Origin of the sequence: Knoellia sp. S7-12 (genome assembly GCF_040518285.1) — a bacterium.
Classification (GTDB): domain Bacteria; phylum Actinomycetota; class Actinomycetes; order Actinomycetales; family Dermatophilaceae; genus Knoellia.
Genome location: NZ_CP155449.1, coordinates 1,843,790 through 1,865,383 on the forward strand (window position 1 = coordinate 1,843,790; position 21,594 = coordinate 1,865,383).

Below are 21,594 nucleotides of genomic sequence, written 5' to 3' on the forward strand. Positions count from 1 at the left end.
TATGTGAAGACCCAGCCCGCAGGGCGTCGGCCCAAGGGGGCCAAAACCGTTGCCCGCGATGAGAGTGGAAGCCATGTCTGGACCCAACACAAATTTCGACCCCGTGGAGGTGGCCGTGCTCGATCCGGAGGCCATTGCCGCCGCGGTGTCGGCCGCAGTGGATGCGATTGCCGAGGCGACCTCGCTGGACGACCTCAGGGCCCTGCGGCCCACCCACACAGGCGACAAGTCGCCTCTCGCCCTGGCGAACCGCGAGATCGGCGCGCTGCCTCCGAGCGCCAAGGCCGAAGCCGGGAAGCGTGTCGGCCAGGCGCGCGGTCGCGTCAACCAGGCGTTCGCCGCTCGACAGGGTGAGCTCGAGGCCGAGCGCGATGAGCGTGTCCTCGTCGAGGAGACGCAGGACCTCAGCGTCCGCGTCTCCCGCCGTCCGGAGGGTGCCCGTCACCCGGTGAACCTGGTGTCCGAGCGAGTCGAGGACATCTTCGTGTCCATGGGTTGGGAGATTGCAGAAGGCCCCGAGATCGAGTCCGAGTGGCTGAACTTCGACGCTCTCAACATCGGTCCCGACCACCCTGCGCGACAGGAAGCGGACACCTTCTATGTTGCGCCGACTGGTTCGGGGCTCGTCCTGCGGACGCACACGTCGCCCGTTCAGGTGCGCACAATGCTCGACCGTGAGCCGCCCATCTATGTCCTTTGCCCGGGCAAGACATTCCGGACGGACGACCTCGACGCGACCCACACACCCGTGTTCCACCAGTTCGAGGGTCTGGTCGTCGACGAGGGCATCACGATGGCGCACCTGCGCGGAACGCTTGACGCCTTCGTGCAGCGGCTCTTCGGTGGACGCATCGTCACCCGACTGCGTCCCAACTACTTCCCCTTCACCGAGCCCAGCGCAGAGATCGACTGCCAGTGCTGGGTGTGTCTCGGAGGCTCGGAGGCTGACGTCAAGGCCTGCCGCTCCTGCGGTGGCACCGGCTGGATCGAACTCGGTGGCTCCGGGATGGTCAACCGACGTGTCCTGCGCAGCGCCGGCATCGACCCGGACCGCTACACCGGCTTCGCGTTCGGCCTCGGCATCGAGCGCTCGCTCATGCTTCGCCACGGAATCGGTGACATGCACGACATCGTCGAGGGAGACGTTCGCTTCTCCCGCCAGTTCGGAATGGAGATCTGATGCACGCCCCCGTCTCGTGGTTGCGTGAGCTCACCGACGTCCCGGTCGACGCCAAGGGTGTCGACATTGCTGCCGCTCTCGTCCGCGTCGGTCTCGAGGAGGAGGGCCTGCACGGTGGAGACATCGCCGGTCCGCTCGTCGTCGGCCGCGTCCTCACCGTGGAGTCAGAGCCGCAGAAGAATGGCAAGACGATCAACTGGTGCACCGTCGACGTGGGCAACCACGGTCAGATGGTCTCGGACAACAAGGCCCAGGAGATCGTCTGCGGCGCCCACAACTTCGGTCCCGGTGACCTCGTCGTCGTCGTGCTGCCGGGAGGGGTGCTGCCCGGCGGTTTCGAGATCTCGGCGCGCAAGACCTACGGGCACGTCTCCAACGGCATGATCTGCTCGGCCGCAGAGCTGGGACTTGGTGAGGATCACGACGGCATCATCGTGCTGACCGAGCTGCTCGGCGCCGATGCTGTTGCGGGCCTGGAGCCCGGCGACGACGCCATCGCGCTGCTCGGACTGGGTGATGAGGTCGTCGAGGTCAACGTCACTCCAGACCGCGGCTACTGCTTCTCGTTGCGGGGAATCGCGCGCGAGTACGCCCTGTCGACGGGGCGTGAGTTCCGTGACCCGGCTCGCCTCGATGTCGCCGCGGCGAACGACGGTGGGTATGCCGTGAAACTCGCCGACGCGTCCCCGCTCGAGGGCCGCGCCGGTTGCGACCGCTACGTGGCGCGTGTCGTCCGTGGGGTCGACACCACGGCCACGAGCCCGCAGTGGATGCAGAAGAGGCTGACCCAGGTCGGGATGCGACCCATCTCGCTCGCGGTCGATGTGACGAACTACGTGATGATGCTGCTCGGGCAACCGCTGCACGCCTTCGACCTCGACACCCTGTCCGGGTCCATCGGCACGCGTCGTGCGCGGGCGGGGGAGAAGCTCACGACTCTCGATGACGTCGAGCGCGCCCTCGATCCCGAGGACCTGCTCATCGTCGATGGATCGGACACGCCACTGGCGATTGCGGGGGTCATGGGTGGGGAGTCCTCCGAGGTGAGCGCCTCGACCACCGACGTGCTCATCGAGGCTGCGCACTTCGACCAGGTGACGGTGGCGCGCTCGTCGCGCCGGCACAAGCTCACGACCGAGGCATCCAAGCGCTTCGAACGTGGTGTGGATCCGGCGGTCACGGCGGCAGCGGCCCAGCTCGCAGTCGACCTGCTCGTCGAGCACGGGGGTGGCACGGCCGACAGCGGTGTCACCGACGTCGACAACCGCATCGAGCCCAGGGCCTTCACCTTCGACGTCACGCTCCCGAGCCGCTACATCGGTCTCGACTACTCGCGCGACGAGGTCCTCTCGACATTGCGCGCGATCGGCTGCGAGGTCGAGGAGCGCGACGGCGACATCGTCACGGTCGTCGCAGCCACGTGGCGGCCTGACCTCACCGATGGCCCCGACTTCGTCGAGGAGGTGGCTCGCGTTCGTGGTTACGACCAGATCCCGTCGGTGCTGCCGCAGCCCAAGAGCGCTGGCCGTGGTCTCACCCATGGTCAGCGGATCCGGCGGACGATCGCCGACACGTTGGCACACCAGGGCCTCGTGGAGGTGCTCACCTACCCGTTCATCGGCGAGGGCAGATTCGACCAGCTCGGCTACACCGCCGACGACGCCCGTCGTTCGACGGTCAGGATCGCCAACCCGCTGTCCGACGAGTCACCTCTGATGCGCACGTCAATCCTTGACACATTGCTTGATGCGCTGCGCCGCAACGTTTCTCGCGGTTCGCGCGATGTCGCCGTCTATGAGGTCGGACTGGTGACCGTGGGATCGGCGTCTGCGACGACAGCTCCTGTCCCGCCGGCCGACACGCGGCCGGACGACGTGACCCTGTCGCACATTCTCGGCGCAGTGCCTGCACAGCCTCGGCACGTTGCGTTCGCTGCAGCCGGTGACATCGAGCGGGGTGGCCCGTGGGGCCCATCACGTCGAGTCGAGGCCTCGGACGCAGTCTCGTGGGCTCTGGCGGTGGGTCGAGCCATCGGCCTCGAGCTGTCCGTCGTGGTGGCTCGTGACCTCCCTCCCTTCCACCCGGGTCGGTGCGCGGCGGTCACGCTGCCGGACGGCACGGTGGTGGGGCACGTCGGAGAGCTGCACCCCAAGGTGGTTGCGGCACTGGACCTGCCGGTGGCCACGGTGGGTGGGGAGCTCGACGTCGACGTCCTCGTTGCGGCGTCGGGGACACCTGTTCAGGCACACCAGCTGTCGACCTTCCCGGCGGCACACACGGATGTTGCGCTCGTCGTCGACGAGCCGGTCGCTGCCGCCGACATTGAGTCGGCGCTGCGCGATGGCGCGGGGGAGTCGTTGGAGTCGATCTCGCTCTTCGACATCTATCGCGGAGACCAGCTCCGGGACGGCAAGAAGTCCTTGGCCTATCGACTGACGTTCCGCGCCGACCGCACCCTCAAGACCAATGAGGTGTCGGCGCTTCGTGACTCCGCTGTGGCGTCGGCGGCATCGGCCACGGGTGCTGTGCAGCGATGAACCAGCCGGTCGCGATCGTCACCGGAGCCTCGCGTGGCATCGGTGCGCACCTCGCCGATGCTTTGCAGGACAACGGGTATGCCGTGGAGCGCGGTTCGCGCTCCACGGCCCCGGTCACGGACCGGGCTGCTGTCGAGGCGTGGGTCGCTGATGTCGTGGCACGCCGAGGACGGATCGACCTGCTCGTCAACAACGCCGGGGTCATCGACGCCGAGGTGACGCTGGTCGACAGTGACCCTGATGAGTGGTGGGAGACGGTCGAGACCAACGTGCGTGGTCCCTACCTCATGACTCGCGCGGTGCTCCCCCACCTTGAGCGCGGTGTGGGCAGGATCGTCAATATCAATTCTGGCGCGGCTTACAAGAACGCTGACAACGCCACGGCCTACAACCTCAGCAAGGGTGCGCTGGCGCGGCTGACTTCCCAACTCGGTCTCGGCGAGGGCCGCACCGCACTCGTCTTCGACCTGGCGCCCGGTGTCGTGAGGACGGACATGACGGAGTCGATGGTGATGCACCGAGGCCGCACAGAATGGACGTCCCCCAACGAGGTCACCGAGCTGCTGCTCGCGATCGCGGGCGGCGAGCTCGATGCCTGGAGCGGCCGGATGGTGCGAGCCGGAACCGACACCGTCGAGTCCTTGCAGGCCCAAGCAGCAGCCGGTCTGGGAGAGGGCGATCGGACTCTGGGCCTCATTGCTTGGGGAGACGACGACCCGCTGGGCTGAGCAAACCTTTTTGCATAGAGATGCCTTCGCGTGCAAGACTATGCACATGGTGAGCGTCGCAGTTGCGGGAGCAAGCGGCTATGCCGGAGGCGAAGCACTCCGCTGGCTGTTGCAGCACCCTGAAGTCACGATCGGTTCTCTCACCGCTGGTGGCAACGCAGGCTCACGTCTGGGCGGGATCCACCCGCACCTCTTTGGCCTCGCGGACCGTGTGTTCGACGAGACGACCGCGGACGTCCTGGCCGGACACGATGTCGTGCTACTCGCCCTTCCGCATGGTCACTCAGCTGCGGTGGCCGAGGCTCTCGGCGACGACACAGTGGTCATCGACTGCGGTGCCGACTTCCGCCTGCGCAGCGAGTCTGCCTGGACCAGCTTCTATGACACCCCGTATGCCGGGTCGTGGGCCTACGGTCTGCCTGAACTTGCGCTGGCGGGTGGCGGTTCGGGCCGCGACGCTCTGTCCGGTGCCCGTCGCGTTGCTGTTCCGGGGTGCTATCCGACTGCGGTCTCCTTGGCCCTCGCCCCCGGTCTCGCCGCCGGAGTGGTGCAGACCGATGACGTCGTGATCGTCGCGGCCTCTGGCACCTCCGGTGCAGGCAAGGCGGTCAAGCCGCACCTGCTGGGATCCGAGGTCATGGGTTCCATGTCGCTCTACGGCGTCGGGGGAGTGCATCGCCACACACCCGAGATCGAGCAGAACCTCGCCGCCGCCGCTGGCTCGCCCGTCACCGTGTCCTTCACCCCGACATTGGCGCCCATGCCTCGCGGCATCCTGGCCACCTGCACTGCCAAGGTGTCAGCAGGAGTCTCCGCAACGGAGGTTCGCGAGGCCTGGCACGCGGCCTACTCGGGCGAGACGTTCGTGCACCTCCTCGAGCCCGGCACCTGGCCTGCCACGGCGCAGGTGGTCGGCAGCAACCATGTCACCGTCCAGGTCACGTTCGACGAGCGGGCCGGTCGCGTGGTCGTGGTCGCGGCGATCGACAACCTCGCCAAGGGAACCGCTGGCGCGGCTGTGCAGTGCCTCAACCTTGCCGTCGGCCTTCCTGAGTCGACCGGCCTTCTCGGATCGGGGGTGGCGCCGTGAGCGCCATGCAAATGCACCTCATGACTCATCCTGAGTCGCTTGCCATCGCCCGGCTCGACCCGGGTGTCGAGCCGACGTGGGACTGGACCGCGGGCCCGTTCGCGTCCCTCAGTCGCTCGTTGCAGGAGACGTCGATCGTGGGTCTCGCCAGCGCGGTCCCTGACGGCGTGCTGACCGAGGGACCCTTCCGCGTTGTCGAGGTCGCCGGACCGTTGGCCTTCGACGCGGTGGGCGTCATGGCTGAGATCCTCACGCCTTTGGTCCCCGCAGGCATCAGCGTTCTGGCGCTCTCGACCTACGACACCAACTGGATCCTCGTGCCCGAGGGCGAGATCACCAGGACCTGCGAGATCTGGCGCAAGGCCCGGCTCATCGTGACACCGACCGTGCTCACGGGGCGGAGCGGATCATGAGCGTCACTGCGGCACAGGGCTTCCGTGCCTCTGGGGGCACAGCCGGCCTCAAGGCATCCGGAGGGCGTGACGTGGCACTTGTCGTCAATGACGGTCCCGACCACCACGTGGCCGCGGTCTTCACGTCGAACCGGGTGGAAGCCGCACCAGTGACGTGGTCCCGGCAGGTCGTGAGCGATGGGCGCGCCGACGCAGTGTTCCTCAACTCGGGGGGTGCCAATGCATGCACCGGACCCCAGGGGTTCCAGGACACCCATCGCACGGCCGAGCTGGTCGCCGAGGCGATGTCGTGCAGCGCCATGGACGTCGTCGTCTGCTCCACCGGGCTCATCGGTGAATTCCTGCCGATGGACAAGATCGAGAACGGTGTCGGCCTGACGTCGGCCTCGCTTGGGCCTGACGGCGGAGCCGATGCCGCGCGCGCCATCATGACCACCGACTCCGTCCACAAGGAGGCCACCGCGACCGGTGACGGGTGGACTGTGGGTGGCATGGCCAAAGGTGCAGGAATGCTCGCACCCGGACTCGCGACGATGCTCTGCGTCATCGCGACAGACGCCGCGGCGGACGCCGCCAGCCTCGACGAGGCGTTGCGGGCTGCGACCGCGGTGACCTTCGACCGAGTCGACTCCGACGGGTGCATGTCCACCAACGACACCGTCGTGCTCATGGCCTCCGGCGCATCCGGTCTCACCGTCGAGGTGGCAGAACTCACGGCGGCTGTGACGGACGTGTGTGCGGCCTTGGCGAAGCAGCTCATTGACGACGCCGAGGGAGCCAGCCACGTCATTGCTGTCGAGGTGCGCTCTGCAGCAACGGAGTCCGACGCCGTTGACGTCGCGCGGTCGGTCACTCGCAGCAACCTCTTCAAGGCCGCGATCTTCGGGAAGGACCCCAACTGGGGTCGTGTCCTCGCGGCCGTGGGAACCACGCAGGCGCAGTTCGATGCGACGACACTCGACGTCGCCATCAACGGCGTCCAGGTGTGCCGAGCAGCGACGGTCGGGGACGATCGCGATCTTGTCGACCTCGAGCCGCGCGAAGTGCACGTCGTGATTGATCTGCACGCAGGCGACGCCACCGCGACGGTCTGGACCAACGACCTCACCCACGACTATGTCCACGAGAACTCGGCCTACAGCTCATGAGGACCCCCCGGTGACCGGCGCTCTGACCAAGCTCAAGGCGAGCACACTCGTCGAGGCGCTGCCGTGGCTCGAGCGCTTCCGTGGGGCCCTCGTCGTCATCAAGTATGGCGGCAACGCCATGATCGACAGTGAGCTCAAGCTCGCCTTCGCCCAGGACATCGCGTTCCTCCGCTATGCCGGATTGCGCCCTGTCGTCGTCCACGGTGGCGGTCCGCAGATCAAGGCCATGCTCGACCGCCTCGGGCTCGAGAGCGAGTTCAAGGGCGGACTCCGTGTCACCACGCCCGAGGTCATGGACGTCGTGCGCATGGTGCTCACTGGCCAGGTCGGTCGAGAGCTCGTGGGCCTGCTCAACCAGCACGGCCCTCTCGCCGTCGGCCTGTCCGGCGAGGACGGTGCCCTGTTCGGTGCTCGACGCCGAGGCGTCTTCGTTGACGGTGTCGAGGAGGACCTCGGGATGGTCGGCGACGTCGTCTCGGTCAACACCCAAGCGGTCGATGATCTGCTCGACGCCGGGCGGATCCCGGTCGTCTCGACCATCGCACCCGACCTCGACCACGAGGGTCAGGTGCTCAACGTCAACGCAGACACGGCGGCGGCGGCTCTGGCCGTGGCGCTCGGGGCACGCAAATTCGTCGTGCTCACTGACGTCGAAGGCGTGTATGCCGCGTGGCCGGACCGGTCCTCACTTCTCTCGACCCTGCCCCTCAGCCAGGCGCGAGAACTCGTCAAGACCGTCGATGCGGGCATGATCCCCAAGCTTGAGGCCTGCATCCGCGCCGTCGCGGAAGGAGTGCCCCAGGCCCACGTCATCGACGGTCGTGAACCGCACTCCCTGCTGCTCGAGGTCTTCACCTCGGACGGCATCGGCACTCTCATCGAGGAGGACGCATGAGCACCCACGACAGCAGCGAGCCGCAGCAGGCGGTCCTTGACCGCTATGCCCACTCGCTCATCACCGTGTTCGGCACTCCGCAGCTCGTCCTCGAGCGCGGTGACGGCGCCTGGGTGTGGGACGTCGACGGCAAGCGCTACCTGGACCTCGTCGGAGGGATCGCGGTCAACGCGTTGGGGCACAACCACCCCGCGCTCGTCGCGGCCGTCTCCAAGCAGGTCGGCGAGATGGCCCACATCTCGAACTTCTACACGTCCCGCGTTCAGGTCGAGCTAGCCGAGCGGATCCTCGAGATCGCCGAGGCGCCTGAAGGCTCGGGTGTCTTCTTCGCGAACTCCGGGGCCGAGGCCATCGAGGCAGCGATCAAGTTGTCCCGCCGCACCGGGCGCACGGGCATCGTCGCTGCGGAGGGGGCTTTCCACGGACGCACGACTGGTGCTCTCGCGCTCACCCACAAGGCGGCCTACAGAGAGCCGTTCGCCCCGCTCATTCCCGACGTGTCACACGTCCCCTTCAACGACATCGAGGCATTGCGTGCCGCGGTCACGGCCGACACCGCGGCCGTCGTCCTCGAACCCATCCAGGGTGAGGCGGGAGCGATCGTCGCGGACCCGGCATACCTGCAGGCTGCGCGCGAGATCACCACAGCGTCAGGCGCCCTCCTGATCATCGACGAGGTGCAGACCGGCATCGGACGCACCGGTGACTGGTTCGGCTTCCAGGAGAGCGGGATCGTCCCGGACGCCATCACGCTCGCCAAGGGTCTCGGCGGCGGTTTGCCCATCGGTGCCCTCGTGACGTTCGGGCCCGAGGTCACCGGGCTGCTCACTGCAGGGCAGCACGGCTCGACCTTCGGTGGCAACCCGCTCGTCGCTGCCGCCGGTCTCAGCGTCCTTGCCACGATCGAGAGCGACGGTTTGTTGGCCCACGTCACGGCCATGGGGGAGCACCTCGCCGAGGCCGTCGCGAGCCTGATGCACCCCGACATCGAGGGCGTGCGCGGCCGCGGCCTCCTGCGAGCGATCATGCTGCGCTCGGACCTGTCTGCGGGCATTGTGGCCGCTGCGCGCGAGGCCGGTTTCCTCGTCAACCCCGTGGCGCCCAATGCAATTCGCCTTGTGCCACCACTGGTCGTCACCCGCGACGAGATGGACCTCTTCGTCGCTGCGCTGCCCGCGCTCATCACCACAGCCAAGGAGTCGACTCCATGACCGCAACCGTCCGGCACTTTCTCCGTGACGACGACGTCACCCCCGAGGAGCAGGCCGAGATCCTTGAGCGAGCGGCCGCGATCAAGGCTCGGCCGTTCAGCGACAGGTGCCTCGAAGGTCCCGAGGTCGTGGCCGTCCTCTTTGACAAGCAGACCCTGCGGACCCAGGTGTCCTTCGCTGGCGCCATCGCCCACCTCGGTGGGTTCCCGCTCGTCATCGACGGCAAGCTCGCCCAGGTGGGCGTGCGCGAATCGATCGCAGATGTTGCCCGGGTGCTGACCCGTGAAGCGCGGGCGATCGTGTGGCGGACCTACGGCCAGGAACGCATCGAGGAGATGGCCGCCCACTCCAGCGTGCCCGTCATCAATGCGCTCACCGACGAGTTCCATCCGTGCCAGATCCTTGCCGACCTCCTGACGATCAAGGAGCACAAGGGCACCCTGGCCGGCCTCACCTTTGCCTACGTGGGTGACGGTGCCAACAACATGAGCCACAGCTACCTCCTCGGCATGGCGATGTCCGGGCTCCATGTGCGCATCGGCACACCTCACAACTACCAGCCGCACCCGACCGTGCTCGCCCGGGCGACCGAGATCGCAACGGAGAGAGGCGGATCGGTGACGATCGTCGAGGATCCTGCGGAGGCGGTCACGGGCGCGGACGCCGTCGCAACCGACACGTGGGTGTCCATGGGTTTCGAGAAGGAGAAGGAGTCCCGCCAGGGATCAGCGAGTCCGTTCGCGTCATACGCCGTCAGCGCCGAGCTCCTGGCCATGGCGAAGCCAGACGCGATCTTCCTCCATTGCCTGCCCGCCTACCGCGGCTTCGAGGTGGATGCCTCGGTGATCGACGGCCCGCAGTCGGTCGTGTGGGACGAGTCCGAGAACCGGCTGCACGCCCAGAAGGCCGTGTTGTCGTGGCTCGTCGAGAAGTCGGGAGGGGGTCGTCGATGACCGTCTCGTCCAGTCGCACGGCACGCCAGCAGCGCATCATCGAGATCCTGTCCACCCAGCCCGTCCGGTCCCAGACCGAGCTCCTCGAGGTCCTGCTCGAGGACGACATCGAGGTGACTCAGGCTACGCTCTCGCGTGATCTCGTCGACGTCGGTGCCGAGAAGGTCCGCGTGGGCAAATACCTCGTGTATGCCGTGCCGGGCGAGGGCGGTGACCGCACCGTCCGCGTTGCTCTGGACGGTCAGGAGACGACGAACCGGCTGGCCCAACGTTGTCACGAGTTGCTCGTCTCGGCAGACATGTCGGCCAACCTCGTCGTCCTGCGCACGCCCCCCGGCGCTGCCAACTTCCTCGCCTCGGCGATCGACCACACGACAGTCCCCGGCATCGTCGGCACCATCGCCGGGGATGACACGATCATGGTCATGACGACCGGAACGGCGGCGTCGCGCAAGGTCGCCGCCCGCCTCATGGCCTACACCCGCAAGGAGAACGCGTGAGCAGAACGCACGGCAACGAGACGCCTCATACAGGGCCGACAGGTCAGCCCGGGTTGAGCCTGTGGGGAGGTCGCTTCACCGGTGGCCCTGCCGACGCGTTGGCGGAATTGTCGCGTTCGACCCACTTCGACTGGCGACTGGCGCTGCACGACATCGCCGGGTCCCGTGCCCACGCGCGCGTTCTCCACGCAGCGGGACTTCTCGGCGACGACGACCTCGCCGCGATGCTCGCGGCTCTCGAGCAGCTCGCCACCGATGTCGAGTCGGGTGCCTTCGTCGCTGGCCCGGACGACGAGGACGTGCACACCGCTCTGGAGCGCGGGCTCATCGAGCGTGCAGGCGCTGACGTCGGTGGTCGTCTGCGTGCCGGGCGCTCGCGCAACGACCAGGTGGCGACGCTCGTGCGCATGTACCTGCGTGAGCACGCTCGCACCGTCGCCGGTCTGGTCCTCGATGTCGTCGACGCCCTGATCGCCCAGGCGCAGCGTCATCCCACGGTCGCGATGCCTGGACGCACCCACCTCCAGCACGCGCAGCCGGTCCTCCTGGCGCACCACCTCCTGGCCCATGCCTGGCCCTTGCTGCGCGACGTCGAACGTCTGCGTGACTGGGACGCCCGGGCTGGCCTGAGCCCCTACGGGTCTGGCGCCCTGGCCGGCAGCTCACTGGGGCTGGACCCCGAAGCGGTTGCCGCCGACCTCGGCTTCACCGGTGCTGTCGAGAACTCCATCGACGGCACGGCTGCGCGCGACGTCGTCGCCGAGTTCGCGTTCGTCACCGCGATGATCTCCGTGGACCTGTCTCGCATCGCCGAGGAGGTCATCCTCTGGGCGACCAAGGAGTTCGGCTTCGTCGCCCTTGACGACTCCTACTCCACTGGGTCGAGCATCATGCCGCAGAAGAAGAACCCCGATGTGGCGGAACTGGCCCGGGGCAAGGCCGGCCGTCTTGTCGGCAACCTCACGGGGCTCCTGACGACACTCAAGGGACTCCCGCTGGCCTACAACCGCGACCTCCAGGAGGACAAGGAGCCAGTCTTCGACTCCATCGACACCCTCGAGGTCCTCCTGCCAGCATTCAGCGGGATGGTCGACACGATGGTCTTCAACACGGAGCGCCTTGAATCCCTTGCGCCACAGGGCTTTTCGCTTGCCACGGACATCGCCGAGTGGCTTGTCCGCGAGGGGGTGGCATTTCGGATTGCCCACGAGGTGGCGGGGGAGTGCGTTCGGGTCTGCGAAAGCCGGGGCATCGAGCTCTGGGACCTCTCGGACAACGACCTGGCGTCGATCTCCGAGCACCTCACACCGGCGGTGCGTGACGTCCTCACGGTCGAGGGCTCGCTCGCCTCGCGCGATGCCAAGGGCGGCACGGCACCGGTCCGGGTGGCCGAGCAGGTGACCCGGGCGATGGCCCACCGTGACGACATTCGCGGCTGGGCGGCGAGTCAGCCCACCATCCGGTGACGCGCCTGCCGAGGGAGTTCTTCGCGCGTCCCGTCCTTGACGTGACGCGCGACCTCCTCGGCGCTCACGTCTCGCACGGCGGTGTCACCGTGAGGATCACCGAGACCGAGGCGTATGCCGGCGACCAGGACCCGGGTTCGCACGCCTTCCGCGGAACGACGCCACGTACGGCGCCGATGTTCGGCCCCGCCGGCGTCACCTATGTCTACTTCACCTACGGAATGCACTGGATGCTCTGCCTCGTCACGGGGGAGCCGGGAGTCGCTGAGGCCGTCCTCGTGCGGGCAGGCGAGGTCATCGAGGGGCAAGACATCGCGCAGGCGCGGCGTCCTGGCATCCGTGAGCGGGACTGGTGTCGGGGCCCGGCACGACTCGCAAAGACCCTGGCCCTCGACGGGTCACACACCGATCGCGACTTCTGCCGACCGGCGCTGGGTGGGCCGCCGCCGATCGAGCTCACAGTGACCGCGGGCATCCCGGTCGACAGGGCCCTCGTGCGCACTGGACCACGCGTGGGCGTGAGTGGTCCGGGAGGTGACGGGACGGCATACCCGTGGCGGTTCTGGATCGACGCGGAACCAACCGTGAGCGCTTATCGTGCCGGCGTCATCCGCCGACGTGGTCGCTGACCTCGGCGCGGATCCGACGCTGCACGTCGTCGGGCGCGTAGCTTGCCTCGACCGCGGTCACGGCGAGCTCGCCCAGGCCGTGCTCGTCGAGGCCGAGCAGGTCTGCGGCGATCTCGTACTCACGGTTCAGGGTTGTCCCGAACATCGGCGGGTCGTCGCTGTTGATCGTGACGACGACACCGGCATCGCGCAGCGCCCGGATCGGGTGATGCTCGAGCCGCTCGACGCAACGTGTCGCGATGTTGGACGTCGGGCAGACCTCGAGCGGGATGCGCTCTGCGACCAGCCGCTCGATGAGGCGCGGGTCGTCGATGGACCGGATGCCGTGGCCGATGCGCTCGGCTCCGAGAGCGTCGAGCGCGTCCCACACCGACTGCGCGTCGGTCGACTCTCCGGCGTGGGGGAGCGAGCGCAGCCCCGCAGCTCTGGCGCGGTCGAAATGCGGCTTGAACTGGGGTCGCGGAACCTCGGGACCACCCAGGCCGAAGCCGATGAGCGACTGCGGACCGTGGTCGAGCGCGTAGCCGAGCGTCGCGTCGGCAGCGGCGATCCCGGCCTCACCGGGGATGTCATAGATCCACTGAAGAACGATGCCGTGATCGCGCTCGGCGCAGCGGCGAGCGTCTTCGATGGCCTCTGTGTAGGCCTCGATCGAGATCCCCATCCGCACGCTCGTGAACGGCGTCATCGTCAGCTCGGCATAGCGAACCTGCTGTGCCGCAAGACCTTCGGCCACCTCGTAGGTGAGCAAGTGGATGTCCTCGGGTGTGCGCAGGAGCGCGACGACGGCGAGGTAGACGTCGATGAAGTGCGCGAAGTCCGAGAACGTATAGAAGTCGCGCAGCGCCTCGATGCCCTGTGGCACACCGGCATCAGGGTGTCGCTCAGCCAACCGAGCCACCGTCTCGGGCCGCGCGGACCCGACGTGGTGGACGTGCAACTCTGCCTTCGGCAGTCCCGCAATGAATTCGGCGTATGCCGTGTGCTCACCCATGCGCTGAAGTCTGTCAGTCGGCGAGTGCCTGGGCGACGGCGCGGGCGCCAAGGGGTGCGAGGTCGTGGCCGCGGGGAGCATAGAACCAGTCCGCCATGAGTCCTTGGATGGCGGCGAACGCCCGGCCCCAGGACCACGACACGTCGTCGACGTCGAGGACCTGCCGGAAGCGTTCGCGTCCGGCCCGGTCGAGAACCCACCAAGCAGGGGTGAGGTCCCACGCGGCATACCCCGTCGTCAGGGTGCCGAAGTCCAAGAGTCCGACGAGCTGGCCATCGCGTACGACCAGGTTGCCCGGGATGAGGTCGGCGTGGAGGAGGACCGGGCCCGGGTCCGGCGTTCCCGCGGCAATCGCGTCGTCGATGAGGCCGGAGATCGATGTCGGATCGAGAGGGCCCGAGACGGGGTCGGTCCGTTCAGCGAGGCGGTCGGCTCGTTCTGCCAACTGGCCTCCGCGTTGCCCGCGGGGTAGGTGCTCGGGCGTGACTGTGCTGAGGTCGACGTCGCGGAACGAGGCCACGATCTCAGCCAAGGTGTCAGCCCACGAACTCGGAACAGCTCCCGAGAGCACACGTGCCGAGGCGTCCTCACCCGTGACCCAGTGGTTGACCGTCCAGATGTGCGGGTACGTATCGGTGGGCTGGCCCACGTGCTCGATGACGGGCATCTCGAGAGTGACGCGCTGCCGCAACCGAGGCAACCAGTCGATCTCCTTGCGCAGACCCGCTTCGGCTTCGGCATCGCGGGGGACGCGCACGAGGAGGTCGTCGCCGAGCCGATAGGTCGTGTGCTCGGTTCCGGACGTGGTCATGGGCCGCAACGGCAGACCCCGCCACTGCTGACACTGGGAGTCCACCAGAGCACGGACGTTGTCGAGATCGATGGGGGTCTCGCCCTCGAAGAGTGTCGGCATACGGCCATCCCACACGTCGACGCGCTGCATCGTCCACCGGGTTCCCCGTGGCAGGCTGACGCCCGTGAACGACATCCTTGCTGAACTGCAGTGGCGCGGCCTTGTCGCCCAGACGACCGACGAGGACGCCCTGCGTGGCGCATTGACGGGCGGACCGATCACCGCCTACTGCGGCTTCGACCCGACTGCACCGTCCCTGCACTTCGGCAACCTCGTACAGCTCATCGTCCTGCGCCACCTCCAGCGAGCGGGCCACAAGGTCATCTGTCTCGTGGGTGGTTCGACGGGCCTCATCGGGGATCCACGACCCAGTGCCGAGCGGGTGCTCAAGACCAAGGAGCAGACCGCCGAGTGGGTGGCCGGGATCCAGACGCAGGTCCAGCCCTTCCTCGAATTCGAGGGTGACAACGCCGCCATCATGGTCAACAACCTCGACTGGACGGCGCCATTGTCGGCGCTGGACTTCCTGCGCGACATCGGGAAGCACTTCCGCGTCAACCAGATGGTCAAGAAGGATGCCGTGGCGGCGCGCCTCAACTCGGACGAGGGCATCTCCTACACGGAGTTCAGCTATCAGATCCTCCAAGGGCTGGACTTCCTCGAGCTCTACCGGGCGCACGGATGCACGTTGCAGACCGGTGGACAGGACCAGTGGGGCAACCTCACCGCTGGTTCGGACCTCATCCACAAGGTGGAGGGCGAGTCGGTCCACCTGCTCACGACGCCGCTCGTCACCGACTCCGCCGGCAACAAGTTCGGCAAGAGCGAGGGCAATGCCGTCTGGTTGTCCGCCGAGATGACGAGCCCCTACGCCTTCTACCAGTACTGGCTCAACGTCGAGGATGCCTCCGTCATCAAGCTGGTGCGGATCTTCACCGACCGCACCCAGGACGAGGTTGTCGAGCTCGAACGTCAGGTGACGGAGGAACCGTTCCGTCGGGCGGCCCAGCGCACGCTCGCAGCCGACGTCACGACTCTGGTGCACGGGGCTGATGCCACGGCGTCGGTCCAGGCTGCATCCGAAGCACTGTTCGGCAAGGGCGACCTCGCGGCCCTCGACCTCAGAACTCTCGAGGACGCAACGGCAGAGCTACCCGGCGGTGAGGTCTCTTCGGGGATGACCATGACCGACGCCCTCGTGGCTGTCGGTCTCGTCGATTCACGCAACGCCGCACGCCGTGCGATCGGGGACGGGGGAGCGTCCGTCAACGGCGAAAAGGTCAGCGATCCCGAGTTCACGCTCGCCGATGAGCACTTCCTCCACGGGTCGGTGGCCATCCTTCGCCGAGGGCGCAAGTCCATGGCTGCTGCCCGCAAGGTCTAGAACCGTTGTGGCACAAGGCATTTGGGTATGCCGTGTGCCCGCGTGGGTCGGTCAGAGGAGCCGATTTGTGTCTGCCCGGGAGTTCATCTAATGTTCTCGACGTCAGCCCGAAAGGGAGGAACGGACACCACCGCGTGAGGCTCGCCTCGCACGAAGTAGGCCGGTCCCAGGGTTGATCCCCACAGCACGAAGCGGCGGAAACGCCGGTTTGGAAGAGCGGCCGCGAGGTTGCTAGTGTGGGTGCACCGCGAAGATCCAAGTCGCGTCGGATTCGGTCACTCTGAGAGTGGGTCACGAATTTGACGCCCAAGTGTGGCCGCGGGTAAGTTTGGAGAGTTGCCCCTGAGTCTGGCCCTGATGGGCTGGGTGGTGGTGTGCGTCCGATCCTTGAGAACTCAACAGCGTGTCAAAAATCGATGCCAATTAACCTCGTCTGAGGGTGGCTGCGATTCGCCTTTGTGGGTGATGAGTGGTTGTTCTTTTTCGATTATCCTTTGGTTGACAATGATCAAACAGTGTTTTTTGCTGGTTGTTCTTGCTCAGCTGGGTAGACAACCCTTTATTGGGTTCAGTTTTATCCAACCTCTTTTGGGGGTTGGGTTTGTGAACATCAACGGAGAGTTTGATCCTGGCTCAGGACGAACGCTGGCGGCGTGCTTAACACATGCAAGTCGAACGGTGATCTTGGAGCTTGCTCCGGGTGAGCAGTGGCGAACGGGTGAGTAACACGTGAGTAACCTGCCCCAGACTCTGGAATAAGCGCTGGAAACGGCGTCTAATACCGGATATGACATCAAACCGCATGGTTATGGTGTGGAAAGTTTTTCGGTCTGGGATGGACTCGCGGCCTATCAGCTTGTTGGTGAGGTAATGGCTCACCAAGGCGATGACGGGTAGCCGGCCTGAGAGGGCGATCGGCCACACTGGGACTGAGACACGGCCCAGACTCCTACGGGAGGCAGCAGTGGGGAATATTGCACAATGGGCGCAAGCCTGATGCAGCGACGCCGCGTGAGGGATGACGGCCTTCGGGTTGTAAACCTCTTTCAGCAGGGAAGAAGCGAAAGTGACGGTACCTGCAGAAGAAGCACCGGCTAACTACGTGCCAGCAGCCGCGGTAATACGTAGGGTGCGAGCGTTGTCCGGAATTATTGGGCGTAAAGAGCTTGTAGGCGGTTTGTCGCGTCTGCTGTGAAAATCCGGGGCTCAACCCCGGACTTGCAGTGGGTACGGGCAGACTAGAGTGTGGTAGGGGAGACTGGAATTCCTGGTGTAGCGGTGAAATGCGCAGATATCAGGAGGAACACCGATGGCGAAGGCAGGTCTCTGGGCCACTACTGACGCTGAGAAGCGAAAGCATGGGGAGCGAACAGGATTAGATACCCTGGTAGTCCATGCCGTAAACGTTGGGAACTAGGTGTGGGCCTCATTCCACGAGGTCCGTGCCGCAGCTAACGCATTAAGTTCCCCGCCTGGGGAGTACGGCCGCAAGGCTAAAACTCAAAGGAATTGACGGGGGCCCGCACAAGCGGCGGAGCATGTGGATTAATTCGATGCAACGCGAAGAACCTTACCAAGGCTTGACATATACCGGAAACATTCAGAGATGGGTGCCCCGCAAGGTCGGTATACAGGTGGTGCATGGTTGTCGTCAGCTCGTGTCGTGAGATGTTGGGTTAAGTCCCGCAACGAGCGCAACCCTCGTTCTATGTTGCCAGCACGTTATGGTGGGGACTCATAGGAGACTGCCGGGGTCAACTCGGAGGAAGGTGGGGATGAGGTCAAATCATCATGCCCCTTATGTCTTGGGCTTCACACATGCTACAATGGCCGGTACAAAGGGCTGCGATACCGCAAGGTGGAGCGAATCCCAAAAAACCGGTCTCAGTTCGGATTGGGGTCTGCAACTCGACCCCATGAAGTTGGAGTCGCTAGTAATCGCAGATCAGCAACGCTGCGGTGAATACGTTCCCGGGCCTTGTACACACCGCCCGTCAAGTCACGAAAGTCGGTAACACCCGAAGCCGGTGGCCCAACCCTTGTGGAGGGAGCCGTCGAAGGTGGGACTGGCGATTGGGACTAAGTCGTAACAAGGTAGCCGTACCGGAAGGTGCGGCTGGATCACCTCCTTTCTAAGGAGCACTGGCCCGCAAGGGTCCAGAGCCTGGTCTGCCACCGAACGCGTGTGCAGCAGGTGCTCAAGGGTGGAACATCGATTATTTGACGCCGCTACTGTCGGCACACAAGTACACCTCCTCATTCGTGTGGGGGACGGAAAGTGTGGCGGGGGGAGTCGGCGTTTGACACGTTGTTGGGTCCTGAGGGCTCGGGCGAAAGCTCGTTCCTGAAGGCCGGTATCCGGTCAGGACCCCTGCCATCACGAACCATCATGTGCCTTTGGGCGTGTGGGAGGCGTGAAGTGTGGTGTGGGGGCCGCCCGTATGTTGAGAACTACACAGTGGACGCGAGCATCTTTGTGGCTCAAGTTTTTAAGGGCGCACGGTGGATGCCTTGGCACCAGGAACCGAAGAAGGACGTAGGAATCTGCGATAAGCCACGGGGAGTCGATAACCAGACTGTGATCCGTGGATTTCCGAATGGGGAAACCCGGCTGGAGGCAAGTCCAGTCACTCCTGCCTGAATATATAGGGCAGGTAGAGGGAACGTGGGGAAGTGAAACATCTCAGTACCCACAGGAAGAGAAAGCAACCGCGATTCCGTGAGTATTGGCGAGAGAAAGCGGATGAGGCTAAACCGTATCTGTGTGATAGCTGTCAGGCGTTGCAGGTACGGGGTCGTGGGACCTCTCAGTTGGGACTGACATTCCGGCATGGAGTCAAAAATTCGCGTTATAGTCGAAGGGCATTGAAAGGCCCGGCATAGAGGGTGCGACCCCCGTAGACGAAATGACGTGAACTCCAGAGAGTTATCCCAAGTAATACGGGGCCCGAGAAATCCCGTATGAATCTGGCGGGACCACCCGCTAAGCCTAAATATTCCCTGGTGACCGATAGCGGACAAGTACCGTGAGGGAAAGGTGAAAAGTACCCCGGGAGGGGAGTGAAATAGATCCTGAAACCGTGTGCCTACAATCCGTTGGAGCCCTCATTGTGGGGTGACAGCGTGCCTTTTGAAGAATGAGCCTGCGAGTTAGTGCTCAGTGGCGAGGTTAACCCGTGTGGGGAAGCCGTAGCGAAAGCGAGTCCGAATAGGGCGAATGAGTCGCTGGGTCTAGACCCGAAGCGGAGTGATCTACCCATGGCCAGGTTGAAGCGACGGTAAGACGTCGTGGAGGACCGAACCCACTTAGGTTGAAAACTGAGGGGATGAGCTGTGGGTAGGGGTGAAAGGCCAATCAAACTCCGTGATAGCTGGTTCTCCCCGAAATGCATTTAGGTGCAGCGTCACGTGTTTCTTACCGGAGGTAGAGCTACTGGATAGCCGATGGGCCTCAACAGGTTACTGACGTTAGCCAAACTCCGAATGCCGGTAAGTGAGAGCGTGGCAGTGAGACTGCGGGGGATAAGCTCCGTAGTCGAGAGGGAAACAGCCCAGACCACCAGCTAAGGTCCCAAAGCGTGTGCTAAGTGGAAAAGGATGTGGAGTTGCATTGACAACCAGGAGGTTGGCTTAGAAGCAGCCACCCTTTAAAGAGTGCGTAATAGCTCACTGGTCAAGTGATTCCGCGCCGACAATGTAGCGGGGCTCAAGCACACCACCGAAGCTGTGGCATTGACATATTGCCCGGCCACCACACCTGCGGGTTGGTGGTCCAAGCGTGTTGATGGGTAGGGGAGCGTCGTGTGGCCAGGGAAGCGGCGGTGTGAACCAGCCGTGGAGGCCACACGAGTGAGAATGCAGGCATGAGTAGCGAATGACGGGCGAGAAACCCGTCCGCCGAATAACCAAGGGTTCCAGGGTCAAGCTAATCTGCCCTGGGTAAGTCGGGACCTAAGGCGAGGCCGACAGGCGTAGTCGATGGACATCCGGTTGATATTCCGGAACCGGCGAAGAACCGCCCATGACGAACCTTTTGATGCTAAACGCCTGAAACTTGCGTTGTGAAGCCTTCGGGTGGATCTTGTAAGTGGAGCGCGTGACCCGATCTGGTAGTAGTCAAGCGATGGAGAGACGCAGGAAGGTAGCCTCCGCGTGGCGATGGTAGTCCACGTCCAAGGGTGTAGGGAGTGAGATAGGCAAATCCGTCTCACACATATCCTGAGACCTGATAGTGACCGCGAATGCGGGAAGCAGGGTGATCCTATGCTGCCAAGAAAATCTTCTAGCGAGGTTCGAGCCGCCCGTACCCCAAACCGACTCAGGTGGTTAGGTAGAGAATACCAAGGCGATCGAGTGAATCATGGTTAAGGAACTCGGCAAAATACCCCCGTAACTTCGGGAGAAGGGGGGCCCAGACCCTGAAGACACTTGCTGTCTAGGGGAAACGGCCGCAGAGACCAGGGAGAAGCGACTGTTTACTAAAAACACAGGTCCGTGCTAAGTCGCAAGACGATGTATACGGACTGACGCCTGCCCGGTGCTGGAAGGTTAAGAGGACGGGTTAGATCCTTCGGGGTCGAAGCTCAGAATTTAAGCCCCAGTAAACGGCGGTGGTAACTATAACCATCCTAAGGTAGCGAAATTCCTTGTCGGGTAAGTTCCGACCTGCACGAATGGCGTAACGACTTCTCCACTGTCTCAACCATGAACTCGGCGAAATTGCACTACGAGTAAAGATGCTCGTTACGCGCAGCAGGACGGAAAGACCCCGGGACCTTTACTATAGCTTGGTATTGGTGTTCGGTACGGCTTGTGTAGGATAGGTGGGAGACTTTGAAGCGGGCACGCCAGTGTTCGTGGAGTCAACGTTGAAATACCACTCTGGTCGTTCTGGATATCTAACCTAGGTCCGTGATCCGGATCAGGGACATTGCCTGGTGGGTAGTTTAACTGGGGCGGTTGCCTCCTAAAAGGTAACGGAGGCGCTCAAAGGTTCCCTCAGCCTGGTTGGTAATCAGGTTTCGAGTGTAAGTGCACAAGGGAGCTTGACTGCGAGACCGGCAGGTCGAGCAGGGACGAAAGTCGGAACTAGTGACCCGGCGCTGGCTTGTGGAAGCGGCGTCGCTCAACGGATAAAAGGTACCCCGGGGATAACAGGCTGATCTTGCCCAAGAGTCCATATCGACGGCATGGTTTGGCACCTCGATGTCGGCTCGTCGCATCCTGGGGGTGGAGTCTCTCCCAAGGGTTGGGCTGTTCGCCCATTAAAGCGGTACGCGAGCTGGGTTTAGAACGTCGTGAGACAGTTCGGTCCCTATCCGCTGTGCGCGTAGGAAATTTGAGAAGGGCTGTCCCTAGTACGAGAGGACCGGGATGGACGAACCTCTGGTGTGTCAGTTGTTCTGCCAAGAGCACCGCTGATTAGCTACGTTCGGAAGTGATAACCGCTGAAAGCATCTAAGCGGGAAGCACGCTTCAAGATGAGATTTCCATGGAGTTAAATCTCCGAGAGGCTCCCAGCTAGACTACTGGGTTGATAGGCCAGACGTGGAAGTGCAGTAATGCATGTAGCTGACTGGTACTAATAAGCCGATAACTTGATACACACTAAAA

15 protein-coding genes and 2 rRNA genes are annotated in these 21,594 nt (G+C 64.4%); 15 read left to right on the plus strand and 2 right to left on the minus strand.

Annotated features, from left to right (window positions below; genetic code table 11):
• Window positions 1–73: 73 nt before the first annotated feature.
• Genes pheS through V6K52_RS08975 form a run of 12 tightly spaced genes read left to right on the plus strand, consistent with a single transcriptional unit; the run spans window position 74 to window position 12,750 of the window.
• The gene (pheS, locus tag V6K52_RS08920; protein ID WP_353953510.1) at window positions 74–1,180 is read left to right on the plus strand and encodes a phenylalanine--tRNA ligase subunit alpha; all 1,107 of its coding nucleotides are present in this window, start codon (window positions 74–76) and stop codon (window positions 1,178–1,180) included.
• A complete protein-coding gene (pheT, locus tag V6K52_RS08925; protein ID WP_353953511.1) occupies window positions 1,180–3,717 on the plus strand; it encodes a phenylalanine--tRNA ligase subunit beta in 2,538 nt (845 codons plus the stop codon). The genes pheS and pheT overlap by 1 nt, the downstream gene beginning before the upstream one ends.
• Window positions 3,714–4,445 (plus strand): SDR family NAD(P)-dependent oxidoreductase, encoded by a 732-nt coding sequence (locus V6K52_RS08930; RefSeq protein WP_353953512.1) that lies wholly within the window; start codon window positions 3,714–3,716, stop codon window positions 4,443–4,445. Before pheT ends, V6K52_RS08930 begins: the two co-directional genes overlap by 4 nt.
• Before the next feature lie 46 nt (window positions 4,446–4,491).
• Window positions 4,492–5,535: an N-acetyl-gamma-glutamyl-phosphate reductase gene (argC, locus tag V6K52_RS08935; RefSeq protein WP_353953513.1), complete on the plus strand. Its 1,044-nt coding sequence runs from the start codon at window positions 4,492–4,494 to the stop codon at window positions 5,533–5,535.
• Between the two features lie 5 nt (window positions 5,536–5,540).
• A complete protein-coding gene (locus V6K52_RS08940) occupies window positions 5,541–5,948 on the plus strand; it encodes an ACT domain-containing protein (RefSeq protein ID WP_353953749.1) in 408 nt (135 codons plus the stop codon).
• Window positions 5,945–7,096: a bifunctional glutamate N-acetyltransferase/amino-acid acetyltransferase ArgJ gene (gene argJ / locus V6K52_RS08945; RefSeq protein ID WP_353953514.1), complete on the plus strand. Its 1,152-nt coding sequence runs from the start codon at window positions 5,945–5,947 to the stop codon at window positions 7,094–7,096. The genes V6K52_RS08940 and argJ overlap by 4 nt, the downstream gene beginning before the upstream one ends.
• Window positions 7,065–7,991 (plus strand): acetylglutamate kinase, encoded by a 927-nt coding sequence (gene argB, locus V6K52_RS08950; protein ID WP_353953515.1) that lies wholly within the window; start codon window positions 7,065–7,067, stop codon window positions 7,989–7,991. The genes argJ and argB overlap by 32 nt, the downstream gene beginning before the upstream one ends.
• Entirely contained in the window at window positions 7,988–9,202 is a 1,215-nt protein-coding gene (locus V6K52_RS08955; protein ID WP_353953516.1) for an acetylornithine transaminase, read from the plus strand. Before argB ends, V6K52_RS08955 begins: the two co-directional genes overlap by 4 nt.
• The gene (argF, locus tag V6K52_RS08960) at window positions 9,199–10,155 is read left to right on the plus strand and encodes an ornithine carbamoyltransferase (RefSeq protein ID WP_353953517.1); all 957 of its coding nucleotides are present in this window, start codon (window positions 9,199–9,201) and stop codon (window positions 10,153–10,155) included. Before V6K52_RS08955 ends, argF begins: the two co-directional genes overlap by 4 nt.
• Complete coding sequence (locus V6K52_RS08965) at window positions 10,152–10,655, plus strand: arginine repressor (RefSeq protein WP_353953518.1); 504 nt, start codon at window positions 10,152–10,154, stop codon at window positions 10,653–10,655. The genes argF and V6K52_RS08965 overlap by 4 nt, the downstream gene beginning before the upstream one ends.
• A complete protein-coding gene (gene argH, locus V6K52_RS08970; protein WP_353953519.1) occupies window positions 10,652–12,121 on the plus strand; it encodes an argininosuccinate lyase in 1,470 nt (489 codons plus the stop codon). The genes V6K52_RS08965 and argH overlap by 4 nt, the downstream gene beginning before the upstream one ends.
• Window positions 12,118–12,750, plus strand: coding sequence for a DNA-3-methyladenine glycosylase (locus V6K52_RS08975; RefSeq protein WP_353953520.1), 633 nt, complete (start codon window positions 12,118–12,120; stop codon window positions 12,748–12,750). The genes argH and V6K52_RS08975 overlap by 4 nt, the downstream gene beginning before the upstream one ends.
• On the opposite strand, the gene V6K52_RS08980 is transcribed toward V6K52_RS08975, so the two are convergent.
• Entirely contained in the window at window positions 12,728–13,744 is a 1,017-nt protein-coding gene (locus tag V6K52_RS08980) for an adenosine deaminase (RefSeq protein WP_353953521.1), read from the minus strand. The genes V6K52_RS08975 and V6K52_RS08980 overlap by 23 nt on opposite strands.
• A 13-nt stretch (window positions 13,745–13,757) precedes the next feature.
• Complete coding sequence (locus tag V6K52_RS08985; RefSeq protein WP_353953522.1) at window positions 13,758–14,687, minus strand: aminoglycoside phosphotransferase family protein; 930 nt, start codon at window positions 14,685–14,687, stop codon at window positions 13,758–13,760.
• A 34-nt stretch (window positions 14,688–14,721) separates the two neighbouring features.
• On the opposite strand from V6K52_RS08985, the gene tyrS reads away from it, so the two are divergent.
• The 3 genes from tyrS to V6K52_RS09000 all read left to right on the plus strand — a co-directional run bounded on the left by tyrS (window position 14,722) and on the right by V6K52_RS09000 (window position 21,586).
• Window positions 14,722–15,981, plus strand: a complete 1,260-nt coding sequence (tyrS, locus tag V6K52_RS08990; RefSeq protein WP_353953523.1) for a tyrosine--tRNA ligase — start codon at window positions 14,722–14,724, stop codon at window positions 15,979–15,981.
• 610 nt (window positions 15,982–16,591) lie between these two features.
• Window positions 16,592–18,113 (plus strand): 16S ribosomal RNA (locus tag V6K52_RS08995).
• Between the two features lie 347 nt (window positions 18,114–18,460).
• Window positions 18,461–21,586: ribosomal RNA gene (locus V6K52_RS09000) — 23S ribosomal RNA — on the plus strand.
• The 16S and 23S rRNA genes sit together here, the layout of an rRNA operon.
• Window positions 21,587–21,594: the final 8 nt, after the last annotated feature.

What these genes read in the sequence shown, in the direction of transcription:
- argJ (WP_353953514.1), top strand. Translation starts at nt 5,945, where the DNA reads ATGAGCGTCACTGCGGCACAGGGCTTCCGTGCCTCTGGGGGCACAGCC.
- V6K52_RS08980 (WP_353953521.1), bottom strand. Translation starts at nt 13,744, where the DNA reads ATGGGTGAGCACACGGCATACGCCGAATTCATTGCGGGACTGCCGAAG.
- V6K52_RS08985 (WP_353953522.1), bottom strand. Translation starts at nt 14,687, where the DNA reads ATGCAGCGCGTCGACGTGTGGGATGGCCGTATGCCGACACTCTTCGAG.
- pheS (WP_353953510.1), top strand. Translation starts at nt 74, where the DNA reads ATGTCTGGACCCAACACAAATTTCGACCCCGTGGAGGTGGCCGTGCTC.
- V6K52_RS08940 (WP_353953749.1), top strand. Translation starts at nt 5,541, where the DNA reads ATGCAAATGCACCTCATGACTCATCCTGAGTCGCTTGCCATCGCCCGG.
- argF (WP_353953517.1), top strand. Translation starts at nt 9,199, where the DNA reads ATGACCGCAACCGTCCGGCACTTTCTCCGTGACGACGACGTCACCCCC.
- argB (WP_353953515.1), top strand. Translation starts at nt 7,065, where the DNA reads ATGTCCACGAGAACTCGGCCTACAGCTCATGAGGACCCCCCGGTGACC.
- V6K52_RS08930 (WP_353953512.1), top strand. Translation starts at nt 3,714, where the DNA reads ATGAACCAGCCGGTCGCGATCGTCACCGGAGCCTCGCGTGGCATCGGT.
- pheT (WP_353953511.1), top strand. Translation starts at nt 1,180, where the DNA reads ATGCACGCCCCCGTCTCGTGGTTGCGTGAGCTCACCGACGTCCCGGTC.
- argC (WP_353953513.1), top strand. Translation starts at nt 4,492, where the DNA reads ATGGTGAGCGTCGCAGTTGCGGGAGCAAGCGGCTATGCCGGAGGCGAA.
- V6K52_RS08965 (WP_353953518.1), top strand. Translation starts at nt 10,152, where the DNA reads ATGACCGTCTCGTCCAGTCGCACGGCACGCCAGCAGCGCATCATCGAG.
- V6K52_RS08955 (WP_353953516.1), top strand. Translation starts at nt 7,988, where the DNA reads ATGAGCACCCACGACAGCAGCGAGCCGCAGCAGGCGGTCCTTGACCGC.